General features: G+C 76.0%; 12 protein-coding genes. 10 read left to right on the top strand and 2 right to left on the bottom strand.

The genetic code is table 11. The features are described from left to right. Positions 1-15: 15 nt before the first annotated feature. The 4 genes from I4I82_RS34450 to I4I82_RS16230 all read left to right on the top strand — a co-directional run bounded on the left by I4I82_RS34450 (position 16) and on the right by I4I82_RS16230 (position 5,887). Positions 16-3,294, top strand: coding sequence for an ATP-binding protein (locus I4I82_RS34450; RefSeq protein WP_218592380.1), 3,279 nt, complete (start codon positions 16-18; stop codon positions 3,292-3,294). A 119-nt stretch (positions 3,295-3,413) separates the two neighbouring features. Continuing rightward, a complete protein-coding gene (locus I4I82_RS16240) occupies positions 3,414-3,986 on the top strand; it encodes a DUF4333 domain-containing protein (RefSeq protein WP_218592379.1) in 573 nt (190 codons plus the stop codon). Then, positions 3,983-5,344, top strand: a complete 1,362-nt coding sequence (locus I4I82_RS16235) for an FAD-binding oxidoreductase (RefSeq protein WP_218592378.1) — start codon at positions 3,983-3,985, stop codon at positions 5,342-5,344. The genes I4I82_RS16240 and I4I82_RS16235 overlap by 4 nt, the downstream gene beginning before the upstream one ends. A gap of 57 nt (positions 5,345-5,401) precedes the next feature. Next, positions 5,402-5,887: an FxsA family protein gene (locus tag I4I82_RS16230; protein WP_218592377.1), complete on the top strand. Its 486-nt coding sequence runs from the start codon at positions 5,402-5,404 to the stop codon at positions 5,885-5,887. Between the two features lie 18 nt (positions 5,888-5,905). Here the strand turns inward: I4I82_RS16230 and I4I82_RS16225 are convergent, their stop codons facing one another. Both I4I82_RS16225 and I4I82_RS16220 read right to left on the bottom strand, forming a co-directional pair. Continuing rightward, complete coding sequence (locus tag I4I82_RS16225) at positions 5,906-6,331, bottom strand: hypothetical protein (protein ID WP_218592376.1); 426 nt, start codon at positions 6,329-6,331, stop codon at positions 5,906-5,908. A 30-nt stretch (positions 6,332-6,361) separates the two neighbouring features. Next, positions 6,362-6,973 carry an SIMPL domain-containing protein gene (locus I4I82_RS16220; protein WP_218592375.1) on the bottom strand — a complete coding sequence of 204 codons (612 nt, stop codon included), beginning with the start codon at positions 6,971-6,973 and terminating at the stop codon, positions 6,362-6,364. Positions 6,974-7,073: 100 nt separating this feature from the next. Between I4I82_RS16220 and I4I82_RS16215 the strand changes: the two genes are divergently transcribed. From I4I82_RS16215 to I4I82_RS34995, 6 genes are all read left to right on the top strand, one after another. Continuing rightward, positions 7,074-7,910, top strand: coding sequence for a DUF1206 domain-containing protein (locus tag I4I82_RS16215; RefSeq protein ID WP_218592374.1), 837 nt, complete (start codon positions 7,074-7,076; stop codon positions 7,908-7,910). A gap of 122 nt (positions 7,911-8,032) precedes the next feature. Continuing rightward, positions 8,033-9,223 (top strand): ATP-binding protein, encoded by a 1,191-nt coding sequence (locus tag I4I82_RS16210; protein WP_218592373.1) that lies wholly within the window; start codon positions 8,033-8,035, stop codon positions 9,221-9,223. Between the two features lie 221 nt (positions 9,224-9,444). Further along, positions 9,445-9,738 carry a GroES family chaperonin gene (locus tag I4I82_RS16205; RefSeq protein ID WP_218592384.1) on the top strand — a complete coding sequence of 98 codons (294 nt, stop codon included), beginning with the start codon at positions 9,445-9,447 and terminating at the stop codon, positions 9,736-9,738. A 113-nt stretch (positions 9,739-9,851) separates the two neighbouring features. After that, positions 9,852-12,515, top strand: a complete 2,664-nt coding sequence (locus I4I82_RS16195; RefSeq protein WP_218595839.1) for a VanW family protein — start codon at positions 9,852-9,854, stop codon at positions 12,513-12,515. Between the two features lie 95 nt (positions 12,516-12,610). Next, on the top strand, positions 12,611-13,036 hold the full coding sequence (locus I4I82_RS16190; protein ID WP_218591594.1) for a CBS domain-containing protein: 426 nt from the start codon (positions 12,611-12,613) through the stop codon (positions 13,034-13,036). Between the two features lie 400 nt (positions 13,037-13,436). Continuing rightward, positions 13,437-14,753: a DUF222 domain-containing protein gene (locus I4I82_RS34995; RefSeq protein WP_218591593.1), complete on the top strand. Its 1,317-nt coding sequence runs from the start codon at positions 13,437-13,439 to the stop codon at positions 14,751-14,753. Positions 14,754-15,316: the final 563 nt, after the last annotated feature.

The raw sequence follows: 15,316 nt of genomic DNA, 5'->3' as shown, positions 1-15,316 counted from the left end.
ACTAGTGTCCAGCGGGTGCTGTTCCGCGTGCTGGGACCTCTCGAGGTCGTCGCGGCCGACGGGCGTCCCGTCGACCCCGGGAGCCCGAAGCTCCGCGCCCTGCTGACGCTGCTGCTCGCCGACCACGGCCGGGTCGTCCCGCTCGACCGGATCAACGAGACGCTGTGGGCGTCCGAGCCGCCCGCCACGGCCACCGGCACCCTCCAGTCCTACGTCTCGCAGCTGCGCCGGCTCCTCGAGCCCGGCCGCGCCCCCCGCTCGGCACCGACCCGGCTGCTGACCCGCCCGCCCGGCTACCTGCTGGCCGTCGGCGACGACGAGCTCGACGTCCTGCGGTTCGAGGCGATGCTGGGCGAGGGCCAGCGCCTGCTCGACGCCGGGCGCGCCCGCGAGGCCGACGACGTGCTGATCGCGGCGCTGGGCCTGTGGCGCGGCGAGCCCTACGCCGACCTGGGCGACGGCGCGTCGGCGGTGCAGGCCGACCGGGCCCGCCTCGCCGAGCTCCGCGCCGTCGGCCTGGAGCGCCACATCGAGGCGATGCTCGCCGACGGGCGCCCGGAGAGCGCGGTCGCGGAGCTGGAGCGCCTGGTCGCGGTGCACCCGATGCGCGAGCGACTGTGGGGCTCGCTGATGCTCGCGCTCTACCGCACCGGGCGCCAGGCCGACGCGCTGCGCGCCTTCGCGACGTGCCGCGACCTGCTGCGTGACGAGCTCGGCATCGACCCCGGCCCGGAGCTGCGGCGCCTGGAGCGGGCCGTCCTCACCCAGGACGCCGGCGTCGACGGCCCGCGCGCCCCGCAGCCGCTGCCCGCGCCCGTCGCGGCGCCGGCCGCAGACCCGCCCCGGCGCTCCGGGTTCGTCGGACGCCGGACGGAGCTGGCGGCCCTGGCCGCGCGGCTCGCGGCCGCCGCGTCCGGGACGGGGTCGGTGGTGCTGCTGGGCGGCGAGGCCGGGATCGGCAAGACCCGCCTGGCCGAGGAGGTCGTGGCCGCCGCGGAGCAGATGGGCGCGCGGGTGGCGTGGAGCCGGTGCGCCGACGAGGCCGCCGCGCCCGCGCTCTGGCCGTGGACGCAGGTGCTGCGCGCGATCGGCTCCGCCGACGGCACCGCGGCCGCCGGGGGACCGGGCGACTCCGACAGCCGCCGCGCCGAGCTGTTCGAGCGGATCGCCGACGCGCTGCTGGCGGCCGCCGCCGAGCGCCCGCTGCTCGTCGTCCTCGACGACCTGCACGGCGCCGACCCGCTCTCGCTGCACCTGCTGCGCTTCCTCGTCGGCCGGATCGCCGCCGGGCCCGTGCTGGTGCTCGCCACCCTCCGCGACACCCCCGAGGAGCGCACCGACGCGCTCGTCCACACCCTCGCCGACCTCGCGCGCGAGCGCGCCGTCACGCGGCTGGCGCTGGGCGGGCTGCCCGTCGCCGAGGTCGGCGAGCTGCTCGTCGACCGCGGCCTGGCCGACCCCGTGCTGGCCGGCGACCTGCGCCGGCGCACCGAGGGCAACCCGTTCTTCCTGGTCGAGCTCATCGAGCTGCTGCGCAGCGAGCGGCGCCTCGACGCCCGCCCCGGCGCGGCGGACATCCCCGCCTCCGTGCGCGACGTGCTGGAGCGGCGGATGGGCCGGCTGCCCGCCGACACCCGCGCCCTGCTGACGATGGCCGCGGTGATCGGCCGGGAGTTCCCGCTCGACGTGCTGGAGGCCGCGTCCGAGGTCGACGCCGAGCAGATCGCGGCGCTGCTGGAGCCCGCCGTGCTCACCGGCGTCGTGGTCGAGGAGGGCGACGGCTGGGTGTGGCGCTTCGGCCACGAGCTCGTGCGCGAGACGATCGTCGCCGGGCTGACGCGGCTGCAGCGGGCGCGGCTGCACCGCCGGATCGCCCAGGCCCTGGAGGGGCTGCCGCTCGCCGGGAACCTCGACGCGCTGGCCCACCACTCCTACCTGGCCGGCCCGTTCGCCGGGCCGGGCACCGCGCTGCTCCACGCCCTGGCCGCGGCGGACGCCGCCCGCGACCGCTTCGCCCACGCGACGGCGGCCGAGCACGTCGCGCGGGCCGTCGAGCTGGTGCAGGGCGACCCCCGGGAGCTGCTCGTCGTGCTGGGCCGCGACCGCCGCGCCGCGGGCGACCTCGTCGGGGCGCAGGCGGCGCTGTCCAGCGCCGTCGAGCTGGCCCTCGCGGCCGGCGACACCGACGGCGCCGCGGAGGCCGCGGGCGTGTTCGGCGGCGTCGCCCTCTGGAACTGGCGCGCCTACGGCACGAGCGACGCCGCGGTCGTCGCCCGGCTCGACGAGCTGCTCGCCGTCACGACCGACCCGGTGCGGCGCGCGGAGCTGCTCGGCACCCTGGCCTGCGAGGTCAGCTACACCGACCGCCGCGCGGAGGGCGTCGAGGCGGCCCGCGGGGCCGCCCGGACCGCCCGCGACCTCGGCGACGCCCCGCTGCTGGGGCGCGCGCTGAACAACTTCTACCTGGCAGCATGGGTGCCCGGCGCCGAGCGGGAGCGCCGGGCCGCGCTCGACGAGTCGCTCGCACTGGTCGGCGCCGGGCTGCCGGCGCACACCGAGGCCGTCGCCCGGCTGCACCGCGGCGCGCTGGCGATGCGGTTCGCGGAGCTGGAGCTCTCGCGCTCCGACCTCGACCACGCGTCCCGGCTGGCCACCGAGCTGGGGTTCGCCGAGCTGCGCGCGCAGGTCAGCTACCAGGAGGCGGGCCACGCCACGCTGCGCGGCGACTGGGACGCCGCCGAGCGGCACGCCGACGAGGCCGACGCGCTGCAGCGGCGGACGAGCCTGTGGGGCGCGCGCTGGTGCCGGATCGTGCAGCGGATGACCGTGCGGCGCGGGCAGGGGCGGCTCGCTGAGGTCGTGTCCGAGCTCGTCGACGCCACCGTGGACGAGTTCGCGACGCTGCGGCCGGTGGCCCTGCTGGCGCTGGTCGAGGTGGGCGAGACCGAGCAGGCCCGGCGGCTGCTGGAGCGCACCCAGGTGGCCCTGCCCGCCGACTGGAGCACCGACTTCCTGCTCTGCGCCTGGGGCGAGGTCGCCGCGGCGCTGGGCGCACCCGATCCGGCCCGCCTCTACCGCGACCTGCTCCCCCAGGCCCCGGAGCTGGTGGTCGCGGGCACCGCCAACGCGACCTGGGGCTCGGTGCACGGCGTGCTCGGACGCCTCGCCGCCGGCACCGGCGACCTGCCCGCCGCCCGCGCCCACCTCGCCGAGGCCGTGCGGGTCGACTCCGCCCTGGGGGCCGGCGCGTGGGCGGGACGCGCCCGCGAGGGGCTCGCACGGATCGACTCCTAGACAGGCTCCGTTCCGTACCGGAGCCGGCTCCAAGTCGGCTCCAGTCGTCCGCAAGTCCGGTGGGCCACGGTGTGCCCACCTCGGCAGCCGACCGGCCGCCGACCGGAAGCGGAGAACCGATGAACCCCCCCTCCTCCCGACACCGCGTGGCACTGCTCGCCGGCGCGTGCGGGCTCGCCCTGCTCACCGCGTGCGGCTCCGTCGCGCCCGCCGACTCCGTCGAGCAGCAGATCGTCGCGCAGCTCGGCGCCGCGACCGCCGACTGCCCCGACGACCTCGACGGCACCGTCGGCTCCACCCTCACCTGCGCCGCGACCGACGGGGACGGCCCGTTCGACGTGACGGTCACCGTCACCTCGCTCACCGACGGGGACATCAACTTTGAGATGGAGCGCGTGGGCGGCGCGGCCGCTGCGCCGCCCGCCGAGCCGGCCGCCGAGGACGTCGCCGCCGGGGACGTCGTCGACGGGGCCGAGGTCGCGCAGAGCGTGTTCGACCAGCTCACCGCGATGGTCGGCACCGAGCCCGACGAGGTCGCCTGCCCGGACCTCCCCGCGGAGGTCGGCGCCACCGTGCGCTGCGACCTCACCGCCGACGCCGCGACCTACGGCGTCACCGTCACCACCACCTCCGTCGACGGCGGCCAGGTCGCCTTCGACATCGCCGTCGACGACGAAGCAGGTACCTCGTGAACGCCCCCGCCCCCACCCTCTCCGACCTCGTCACCGGGCCCGTCCTCGAGGGCGACGACCCGCGCGTCGCCGCCGAGGTCGCCGGCTTCAACACCGCCCACACCCCGCGGCCGGCGCTGGTCGTCGGCGCCACCTGCGCCGGCGACGTCGCCGTCGCGGTGCGCTGGGCGGCCGCCCACGGCCTGCGGGTGTCGGTGCAGTCCACCGGTCACGGGCTCATCTCCGACCTGGCCGGCACCGTCCTGGTCACGACCCGGCGGATGTCGGGCGTGGTCGTCGACCCGGTGTCGCGCAGCGCCCGCGTCGGCGCCGGCGTGCGCTGGGCGCAGGTGATCGAGGCCGCGGCCCCGTACGGGCTGGCCCCGCTGTCCGGGTCGTCGAGCGCGGTCGGCGTCGTCGGCTACACCCTGGGCGGAGGTCTGGGCCCGCTCGCCCGCCGGTACGGCTTCGCCGCCGACCACGTCCGGTCGGTCCAGCTCGTCACGGCGGCGGGCGAGGTCCGCCACGTCGACGCCATCGGTGACCCGGAGCTGTTCTGGGCCCTGCGCGGCGGCAAGGGCAACTTCGGCATCGTCACCGAGATCGAGTTCGGCCTGGTGCCCGTCGCGACCCTCTACGGCGGCGGGATCTTCTTCCCCGGTGCGGCCGCGTCCGACGTGCTGCACGCCTACCGCACCTGGGTCGACACGCTGCCCGAGGAGACGACGACCTCGATCGCGCTGCTGCGGCTCCCGCCGCTGCCGACGCTGCCGGAGCCGCTGCGCGGGCAGTTCGTCGTGCACCTGCGCGTGGCGCACCTGGGCTCCGCCGACGAGGGCGCGGCGCTGCTCGCCCCGATGCGGGCGGTCGCGGCGCCGCTGATGGACCTGGTCGCGGAGATGCCCTACGCCGCCGTGGACTCCATCCACATGGACCCCACCGACCCGATGCCGACGTGGGACCGGGGCGCGACCCTGCGCGCGCTGCCGGCCGAGGCCGTCGACGCGCTGCTCGCCGTCGCGGGGCCGGACGTGCAGGTGCCGCTGATCATGGTGGAGCTGCGCCACCTCGGCGGGGCGGTGGCGCGGCCGCCGCGCGTGCCCGGCGCGGTGGCCGGGCGCGACGCCGCCTTCTCGCTGCTCGCCCTGGGCCCGATGGCCGGGCCGCTGGCCGAGACGATGCCCGCGATCACGCAGGCGGTGATCGACCGCATGGCGCCGTGGGCGGGACGCGGGGCCCTGCTCAACTTCCTCGGGCAGGCCGGTCCCGATCGGGTCGCCGCGCTCTGGGACGACGCCGACCGCGCGCGCCTGCTCGCCGTCCGGCGGGCGCTCGACCCCGGTTCCGTCTTCTCCCCGGGGCACGCCCTGCCCAGGTGACACCAAGTCGTGACACGTCGGCGGGAGCACGAACGGCACCTCGCGCGTTGGAGAGGTATGCCGTTCGTGCTCCTGTACCTCGTTGTCGAGATCGTCGCGCTCGTCGCGCTCGGCTCGGTGATCGGTCTCGGCTGGACGATCGTGGTCCTGCTGGCCGGCTCCCTGCTCGGGCTGTGGCTCGCCCGCCGCGAGGGGGTGCGGGCCGCGCAGGCGCTCGCCGAGGCGGTCAACAGCCGGCGGGTGGCGCACGCGGAGGTCACCGACGGACTGCTCGTCGCCGCGGGCGGGGTGCTGCTGTTCGTGCCGGGCCTGGTCACCGACCTCGCCGGGCTGCTGCTGGTGTTCCCGCCCACCCGGGCGCTGGTCCGGCGGCGGCTCGTGGCGGCGGCCGAGCAGCGCGCACCCGGCCTGCGCACGGCGCGCATCCACTCGGAGGGCACCGTCGTCGACGGCACGGTCGTGCGCGACGAGCAGCGGCCGGTGATCGAGGGGACGATCGTCGAGGGGACGGTCATCGACCCGGAGGACCGCAAGGCGTCCTGACCGTCCACCGGGGCTCGGCTAGAAGTCCCCGCTGACGCGCCCGCTCCACACCGGCTCGACGCGGGCCCACTCGACGGCCCAGCGCTCGCTCTCGCGATCGTCGAGGCGGCGGCGCCCGATGGTCCCCGCCGACGCCACCAGCGTCCAGCCGACCAGCAGCGTGCCCAGGGCGGCCAACGCCCCGTCGCCGACGGCGCCCCCCTCGGTGACCGAGGGCGAGGAGACCGGCGACCCGACCATCGGCGCGGTGGCCGCGACCTCGGGCAGCACCGCCGTCCCCGTCGCCGACGGGCGGTCGGCCCCGGCGGTTCGGGCGTCGACCTGCCCCTGTACGAGGTGCCCCACGAGCACCGCCCCGAGCACGACGGCGGCCGTCAGGGCCAGCTGCGCCCAACCCAGCGTGCGTCGCAGCCCGGCGGTGGGTCGTCGTAGCGGGGAGTCCACGACATGCTTGTCGGGACTCGGGCCGCGGCGTTACGCCGACGTGGCCCAGGTGGTCGTGCACTGCACGGTCACGCGCACCGGCTCGGGCTCCAGGCCCAGGTCGCGGACGTCCGGCGCCGCCGCCTCGGCCCGGGCCGCCATCCGGTAGGCGATCGGGCCGCCGTGGTGCTCGGGCGCCTCCGACAGCCGCAGCAGCTCCCCCAGCCCCACGCCGAGCGCCGACGCGTAGCCCTCGGCCCGGTCGCGGGCGTCGGCGACGGCGCGACGCTGCGCCTCGCGACGCGCGGCGGCCGGGTCGGAGAGCACCCAGCGGGGCCCGTCGAGGCTGGTGGGCTCGGCGCCGATCAGCGCGGAGAGCACCTGCTCGAGCACGGCGACGTCCTCGACGACGAGCCGCACGTCCTCGGCCGCCCGGCAGCCGACGACGCGGTCGCGCCGCCACTCGTTGTGCACCCACAGCCGGCGGTGCGCGACGCGGAGCCCGGTGGCCTCCAGCGCGGGCGCGGCGGCGGCGACCTTCTCGCCCAGCGCCGTCACCGCCGCGGAGCGGGTGCGGGCGGTGGCGGTGAAGCCGACGTCGAGCTCGGCGCGGTCGCCGGGCTGCTCGAACCAGCCGCTGCCCTCGGTGACGATCTCGGTCATCGGGCCACCCAACCAGATCCCCGGGCGCGATCACGCCGTATCCGGGTATCTAGGTCCGGTACGAGAGAGTCGCAGAGAGAGCGAGGGGAACAATGGTCCGGTGACCACCCCCCTCGTCCGCCTGCGCCGCCTCGTCCGGAGCGGCCCGTCCGACGCCCCCGGCGTCGTCGTCGACGCGCTGGGGCGGGTCGGGCTCGTCGGGTACGGGCTCGTGCACATCCTCGTGGCGTGGCTGGCCCTGCAGGTCGCGTTCGGCGTGCCGGACGCCCCGGCCGACCCGGACGGTGCCGTCGGCACGGTCGCGCGCACCCCCGGCGGCTTCGCGGCGCTCGCGTTCGGGGTCGTCGGCCTCGTCGCGTTCGCGGTCTGGCAGGTCACCGCGGCGGCTCTGGGCTTCCGCTGGGTGGAGGGCGGCGAGCGGTTCCGCAAGCGGGTCGGGGCCGTCGCCAAGTCGATCGCGACCACCGGGCTCGCGCTCGTCGTCGTCGACTACCTGCTCGGTGTCCGCCGCGAGGGCGGCGACACCGCCGCGCGCACGCTGGCCGCCACCGCGCTGGGCCTGCCCGGCGGGCGCCTGCTGCTCGGCGCCGCGGCCGTCGTCATCCTCGTGCTGGCCGTCGCCATGACCTACACCGGCGTGCGCCGCACGTTCCTCGGCGACCTCGACCTGCGCCGCATCGGCCCCCTCGCCCGCGCGGCCGTCGAGTGGCTGGGCGTCGCCGGGCACCTGTCGCGGGCGCTGGCGCTGGGCGCGGTCGGCGTGCTGGCCGGCCGCGCTGCGCTGTCGTCGGACCCGCAGCGGGCCGGGGGCCTCGACGCCGCGCTGCGCGTCATCGGGTCGTCGGCGCCCGGGGCGAGCCTGCTGGTCCTCGTCGCGGTGGGGATCGCGGCGTTCGGCCTGTTCTGCATGGCCGACGCCGCCACCCGCCGCGCGTAGCGGACTCTCCGGCTCTCTCGGACCGACACTAGAGAGCGACATATGGCCCGATCGACGACACGCCATCGCGTTCGCTAGCGATGTCTACGGTTCCGGCAAGAACCGCGGATACCGTCCGGTGCGTGGATCCCGTGCGCAACCCCTTCGCCCCCGGTGCCGGTCAGCGGCCGCCCGAGCTCGCCGGCCGCGACCGGGAGCTCGACGCGTTCGAGATCGTGCTGGAGCGCGTCGCCCGCGGGCGCCCGGAGCGCAGCCTCGTCCTGACCGGGCTGCGCGGCGTCGGCAAGACGGTGCTGCTGGGCGAACTGCGCTCGATGGCCGTCCGGGCCGGATGGGGTGCGGGCAAGATCGAGGCCCGGCCCGACGCCGACCTGCGGCGGCCGCTGTCGGCCGCCCTGCACCGCGCCGTCCGCGACCTCGCCGTCCGCCACCCCGACGGCGAGCGCGTCGCCGAGGTGCTCGGCGTCCTCAAGGCGTTCGCGCTGCGCTCGGCCCCCGCCGACGCCAAGCTGCGCGACCGCTGGCAGCCCGGGATCGACGTGCCCGTGCGCAGCGGCAAGGCCGACTCCGGCGACATCGAGATCGACCTCGTAGAGCTGTTCACCGAGGTCGCGACGCTGGCCGCCGACCTGGAGACCGGCGTCGCCATCCTCATCGACGAGATGCAGGACCTGCGCCCCGACGACGTGTCGGCGCTCTGCGCGGCCTGCCACGAGCTGTCGCAGAGCCGCTCGCCGCTCGTCGTCGTCGGGGCGGGGCTGCCGCACCTGCCCGCAGTGCTGTCGGCGTCGAAGTCCTACTCCGAGCGCCTGTTCCGCTACACCCGCATCGGCCAGCTCGACCGCGCCGACGCCGACTTCGCCCTCCTCGCGCCGGCCGAGCGCGAGGACGCCACGTTCGAGGTCGATGCGCTCGACGCCCTCTACGAGCGCTCCGGCGGCTACCCCTACTTCGTGCAGGCCTACGGCAAGGCCGCCTGGGACGCCGCCGCGCGCACCCCGATCAGCGCCGCCGACGTGAAGGTCGCCGCACCCGACGCGGAGGCCGAGCTCGCCGTCGGCTTCTTCGGGTCGCGGTTCGAGCGCGCCACCCCGGCCGAGCGCGAGTACCTGCGGGCGATGGCCGAGCTGACCGAGGGCCGCGACGAGCCCGTCGGCACCGCGGGGATCGCCGAGCACCTGCAGCGGCGGGCGTCGTCGCTGTCACCCGCCCGCGACAGCCTGCTCAAGAAGGGGCTGGTGTTCTCCGCGCAGCGCGGCCAGATCGCGTTCACCGTGCCCCACTTCGGGCGGTACCTGCTCGCCCAGACGTGACTCCGGTGCACCCGAAAGGGTGAAAAGGGCCTCCAGCGGGCATGCGCGTTAACGAACGGCCCCCGGGCGGCGATTCCACGTACAGCCTCGCGGTGCTGTCGGACCCCCGACCTGACAGCACCGCGGGGCATTCTCGTTCCCGGAGCCCCTCGCGGGGCGCCGGGAGGGCGTCGGCGGCAGCCCGTAGCATTCGGCCGGTGCAGGGCGAGCTCGAGATCCAGATGCTGCACGACCGCGTGATGGTGCGGGACACCGAGGGCACGGGTGAGCGGCGGAGCAACGCCGGCATCGTCATCCCGGCAACCGCGACGGCCGCCAAGCGTCTGGTGTGGGGTGAGGTGTTCGGCATCGGGCACCACGTCCGGACCGTCACCGTGGGGGACCGCGTGCTCTTCGCGCGGGACGACCAGTACGAGGTGGAGGTCCAGGGCTCGACGTATCTCGTGATGCGGGAGCGCGAGCTGCACGCCGTCGCCACCGAGCGGACGGAGCACGGCACCGGGCTGTACCTGTAGCCGGTGCGACGGCGGTGACGACCGGAGCCAGGGGGCCCGGTCACGTGTTTGAGGGGAAGACGGACCACATGCCCGAGCGGCAGCCCTCGCCCGGCGAGGCGACGACCCGTCCAGTGACGGACGGATCGACCAACGGCAGCTCCACCCACGCCCACGACGGTGCGCGGGACGACGCCGGCTCCGGCGCGGTGAACGGCGCCCCGGCGTCCGGCGGTCCTGCGGCGCCCGTCGCCGAGCAGGTGGCCGACCAGGTCGCGGCGGAGCGCGAGGCCGTCGACCCCGCACCCGCCGACCCCGGTGACGGAGCGCCCGACGGGAGCGAGCCGGTGATGACGGGCGAGCGCGCCGTCGACATCGCCGAGGACGGCCAGGGCGGTCCGGTCCTGCGCGAGGCGCCGGCGTCGGCATCGCTGTTCGACCCGATCACCCCGCCCGGCGACGGCCCGTCGATGACGCCGGGGCACGCCGCGGCCGATTCCCCGACCACCGCAGTACCGTCCGCCGCCGCTGCGCCGTCCGCCGCCGCCGCGTCCGCCGCGTCCGCCGACGAGACGCCCGCGGCCGGGTCCTCCCCCGCGGAGGCCGCCACCACCGCCGTGCCCGCCGCCGCCCCCGCCGCCTCGCCGCGGCCGCGGCCCCGGCCGACGCCCGCTCCGGCCCCCGCCGCCTCCCCACCCGACGCCGCCACCCCCACACCGGTGCCGGCCGCCGAGGACGGGCCCACGCGCCCCACCCCCGCCGACCCCACGCCTGCCGACCCCACGCCTGCAGCCACCGACGCGCCGACGGTCGCGGTGGCCGCCGCCGCGGGGGCCACCGCGGGTGCGGGTACCGCCGCCGGTGCGGACGCCGACACCACCCGCGTCGACACCCCACGTCCCGACGCCGCGCCCGCCGAGGCCGCACCGGGCGAGGGCGAGCGCCCGCGCAGCTGGGACTCCGAGGCCACGCAGGTCATCTCCCTCGGCTCCGCGGCCGGGCCCACCGGGACGGGCGCCACCGCGGTCGTCGACCCCCACGACCCGCCCACCGAGCGCATCCCCGTCACACCCGGTGCCGGCGGCGGCCCGCCCTCGCGCCCGTCGGACGGCGAGCCGCCGCAGCGCCGCCGCCGCCGCCTGCCGCTGCTCATCGCGGCCGCGGTCGTCGCCGTGCTGGCGCTGGTCTACGTCGCCGACCTGCTCATCAGCTCCGGATCGGTGCCCCGCGGGGTCACGGTCGCGGGCGTCCCGGTCGGCGGGCTGAGCCTGGCCGACGCCGAGCAGACCCTGCGCACGCAGATCGAGCCGCGCACCACGGTGCCCGTGCAGGTCACCGTCGGCGAGGTCGGCACGCAGATCGACCCGACCACCGCCGGCCTGGCCGTCGACTGGGAGGGCACTCTCGACCGCGCGGGCGAGCAGCCGCTCAACCCGATCACGCGGATCACCTCGTTCTTCACCCAGCGCGAGATCGGCGTGGCCACCACGGTCGACCGCGTCGCCGTCGACGGGGCGCTGGGCGAGCTCGGCCCGATCGTCGACCGGCAACCGGTCGAGGGCACCGTCCGCTTCGACGGTGTCACTCCCGTCGCCGTCGACCCGGTCCCCGGTCAGCAGCTCGACAAGGAGCACGCGCTCGACGTGCTGGCGCGCGACTGGGCGTCGGGCCGGCCGGTGAACCTGCCGCTGTTCCCGCTGCCCGCGCTCACCACGCCGGAGGACGTCGCCACGGCGATCGAGGAGGTCGCCCGGCCCGCCGTGTCGGCGCCCGTCACGGTCATCGGCGAGGAGGGCTCGCAGGGTGTCCTGGAGCCCGCCGTGATCGCCGCGGCGCTGAGCTTCGAGCCCGCCCCCGAGGGCGGCCTCGAGCCGGTGCTCAACCCGACGGTCGTCACCGACGCCCTCGAGGACCAGCTCGCCGGGTCCGAGCGCGAGCCGGTCGACGCGAGCCTGGACTTCTCGACCAACCCGGCCACCGTCGTCCCGTCGCAGGACGGGCGCGGCGTCGACTACGAGGCCACGCTGGCCGACCTGCTGGCCGTGCTCACCGGCACCGGCCCGCGGGAGATCACCGCGGTGTACTCCGACCAGCCCGCCGACGTCACCACCGAGGACCTGCAGGCCCTGGGCACGGCCGGCGTCATCAGCGAGTACCAGACCGGCGGGTTCGCCGCCGACTCCGGGATCAACATCCGCCGGGCGGCCGAGCTGATCAACGGCGTCGTGGTCGGTCCCGGCGAGACGTTCAGCCTGGACGCCGCCACCGGGCCGCGCACGCCCGCCAACGGCTACGTCGAGGCCGGCGTCATCGACAACGGGCAGCCTGCGCGCGGCATCGCGGGCGGGGTGTCGCAGGTGTCCACGACGCTGTACAACGCGGCCTACTTCGCCGGACTCACCGACGTCGAGCACCGCGCCCACAGCTTCTACATCAGCCGCTACCCCCCGGGCCGCGAGGCGACCATCGCCGACGGTGCCATCGACATGCGGTTCCGCAACGACACCCCCACCGCGGTGCTGATCCAGACCGCGTGGACGCCGTCGTCGCTGACGGTCCGCCTGCTGGGCACCAAGTACTACGAGGTGGAGTCGCTCACCGGGCCGCGGACGAACCCGACGAGCCCGAACACGGTCAACGTGCCCGAGGGCGAGCCGTGCGCCCCGAGCCAGGGCGCCCCCGGGTTCACCATCACCGACACCCGGCGCGTCACCGACGTCCGGACGGGTGAGGTGCGGACCGACCCGACGACCACCACCCGTTACAACCCGTCCCCGCGGGTGGTCTGCGGGGGCTGAGCAGCGCTGTTGCCGTAGCCCGTCCGTGGCCGGGGTCTTCCGCGACCCCGGCCGCGTTCGTACCCTCGGGGATCCAACGACGGATCGGGGACGCCATGCGCATAGCGGACGTACTACGGAACAAGGGCTCCGAGGTGGTGACCGTCCCCCCCACGGCGACGGTGGCCGAGCTCCTGGGTCTGCTGGCCGAGCGCAACGTCGGCGCGCTGCCGGTCGTCGACGCCGCGGAGCTGATCGGGATCGTCTCCGAGCGCGACGTGGTGCGCCGCCTGCACGCCGGCGGGGCGGCGGTCCTGGAGTCGCGGGTCGCCGACATCATGACGACCGCCGTCACCACCTGCACCCCCGAGGACGACGCCGCCGGCCTCGCGGCCGTCATGACGAAGGGCCGGTTCCGGCACCTGCCGGTGGTGGTCGAGGGCGCGCTCGTCGGCATCGTCAGCATCGGCGACCTGGTGAAGACCCGCATCGACATGCTGGAGCAGGAGCGCGAGCAGCTGCAGAGCTACATCGCGAGCTGACGCCCGTGAGCGGTAACCGCGGCCCTGGCCACGGTTACCGCTCACGACGGTGGGCGGGAGCGCCGTCCTGCGCAACGGACCGTCTGGTCGTCGGCGCCTGCACCGACGACCGGACGCAGCCGTCGCCTGCTCGGCCAGGCCCTCTCGATCGCACTCCCGTTCTCCGCCGGCCGCCCGGGCGGGGATGGGCCTCACCCCCTTCCGCGAGCGCACCACCGGACCGGCGTCGTGATCGATTTCGGGGGTGCGGCTGGGCACGGCTGGTTCATGTGCACCGCGCGCCCGCCCCTTTCCCGCCCGGCTGTGGAATGGTCGCGTTCTCGGATCGATCGCGCAGAATCCAGGGGAACGGTTCGAACAATCGTTCGCTTCTGCGCGTCACGCCGGGTAGGATCCAGGTATGGCAGCGATCCGTTCCGGCACACCTTCCGAGGTGTTGCTCGTCGAACGGATCGCGCGACTCGAAGAACAGAAGGCGGCGATCGCCGCCGAGCAGTCCGAGGCTGTTCTCGCCTTCGCACGAGCACACGCGGAATCGCAGACCGCGGCGGGAACCGTCGATCCGGAAGCGCTCGAACGCAGCATCGCCGCCCGGGTCGGACTCGCGTGCCGGGTGTCGCCGACCGAGGGCCGTCGACGCATGCGGATCGCGCGGGACCTGCACGACGGGCACACCCGGGTGCGGGAGCTGCACGCCGCCGGTGCGCTGAGCGAGTACAAGGCGGCCACCATCGTCGCCGCCACCGCCCACCTCTCCACCGACGAGCGGGCCGAGGTCGACGAGCTGCTGGCGCAGCAGCGGGTCGAAACGCTGGGCGTCCGGCGGATCCACGACCTGACCCGCTCCCTCGCCGCCCGAGTCGCACCGGAGAAGTTCCACGCCCGCTGCCGCGCCGCCCGCACCGGGAGGCGGGTCTCGGTCCGGCCGGCCGCCGACGGCATGGCCGACCTCACCGCCCACCTGCCGGTCGAGGAAACCGTGGCCTGCTACGCAGCGCTGGCGGCCGCGGTGAACGAGGTGGCGGCCCGCCCCCGAACCGGTCACCCGCGGCCGCGGGCAGATCATGGCCGACACCCTCGTCGAACGCCTCACCGGGCAGACCCACGCCGGCGACGTGAACGTCGAGATCCAGGTCGTGGTGCCGGTCGAGGCGCTGGTCGGCGCCGGCAGCCCGCTGCCGGCGCACCTCCCCGGCCACGGGCCCGTCCCGATCTCCCTGCTCACCAGCGGAGGGGGCCGCAGGACCTGGCGACGGCTCGTCACCCGCGACGGGGTCGTCATCGGCGGCGACTCCCGCAGCCGCCTGTTCACCGGCCGACTCGCCTCGCTCGTCCGAGCCAGCGACGGCGACCGGTGCCGGGAGCCCTACTGCGACGCCCCGATCCGCCACATCGACCACATCCGCCGTTGGGCCGACCGCGGACCCACCGAGTTCGACAACGGGCGCGGGCTCTGCGTGTTCCACAACCAGGTCCGGGAAACGCGTGGATGGCGGGCCGAGATGACTCCGGAAGGAATCGTGACGACGACCCCGACCGGTCGTCGCTACACCTCCGACATCCGTTCCGGGTCCGGCGGAGGAACGACGGCGGCGCCCGGCCGAACACCGAAAGACATCGATCTGTGGAGAACCGTCGAACGCGGTGTGGCTGTACGGATCTAGATGTACTGATCGGAGACGTCGGTCGAGGTCGTGTGACGACACGATCTGACTGATCACGCTAGGTGCACGCTGACGCAGCGCTGGCACAGCCGCACGACGACGTCCGGGGGAACCGGTCGTCGAAGAGGACTGGCCCGTTCCCCGCCTGCGCGGACACCCACCGATCATCAGGTTGACCCAGCCTGTCCAATCAGGACAACGGGAGGCTCCTCGCCCACATGCGGGCTACGCCCCGAGGTCCGCCGGCAGCCCGAAGAGGGGGGTCGGCGGTGAGGAACGCGGTCACCGCGGCCACGCGCCCGTCCCGCACGGTGAGCGCGTCGAGGCAGCCACTACCACCGCAGCGGGCCACTCAGGAGGAAGGCGCGGACGTCGTCACGGCCGCGGACGCCTAGGGCAGCGGCGGCATCGACCACCGGGCGTCGGCGGCGTGCCAGGCCTCGGTCCAGCGCGCGACGAGCGCGGCGACCCGCCTCGTCGCCGAGCTCGCGCGTCGCGCTGCGGCGTAGCGACCGCCGGGTCGAGCGCCCTGCGGGCGCGCCGCAATGCGCTGTGGACCGCGTCAGGGGACGCGCCGACCTGCTCGGCACCTCGCGCCGAGAACCCCAGCACCTCG

It is taken from the genome of Pseudonocardia oceani (assembly GCF_019263585.2).
Lineage (GTDB): Bacteria > Actinomycetota > Actinomycetes > Mycobacteriales > Pseudonocardiaceae > Pseudonocardia > Pseudonocardia oceani.
The sequence above is the reverse complement of the archived record's forward strand: the minus strand, read 5'-3'. Positions and strand labels throughout refer to the sequence as shown.

What these genes read in the sequence shown, in the direction of transcription:
- I4I82_RS16205 (WP_218592384.1), top strand. Translation starts at nt 9,445, where the DNA reads ATGCTGCACGACCGCGTGATGGTGCGGGACACCGAGGGCACGGGTGAG.
- I4I82_RS16230 (WP_218592377.1), top strand. Translation starts at nt 5,402, where the DNA reads ATGCCGTTCGTGCTCCTGTACCTCGTTGTCGAGATCGTCGCGCTCGTC.
- I4I82_RS16240 (WP_218592379.1), top strand. Translation starts at nt 3,414, where the DNA reads ATGAACCCCCCCTCCTCCCGACACCGCGTGGCACTGCTCGCCGGCGCG.
- I4I82_RS16190 (WP_218591594.1), top strand. Translation starts at nt 12,611, where the DNA reads ATGCGCATAGCGGACGTACTACGGAACAAGGGCTCCGAGGTGGTGACC.
- I4I82_RS16220 (WP_218592375.1), bottom strand. Translation starts at nt 6,973, where the DNA reads ATGACCGAGATCGTCACCGAGGGCAGCGGCTGGTTCGAGCAGCCCGGC.
- I4I82_RS34995 (WP_218591593.1), top strand. Translation starts at nt 13,437, where the DNA reads ATGGCAGCGATCCGTTCCGGCACACCTTCCGAGGTGTTGCTCGTCGAA.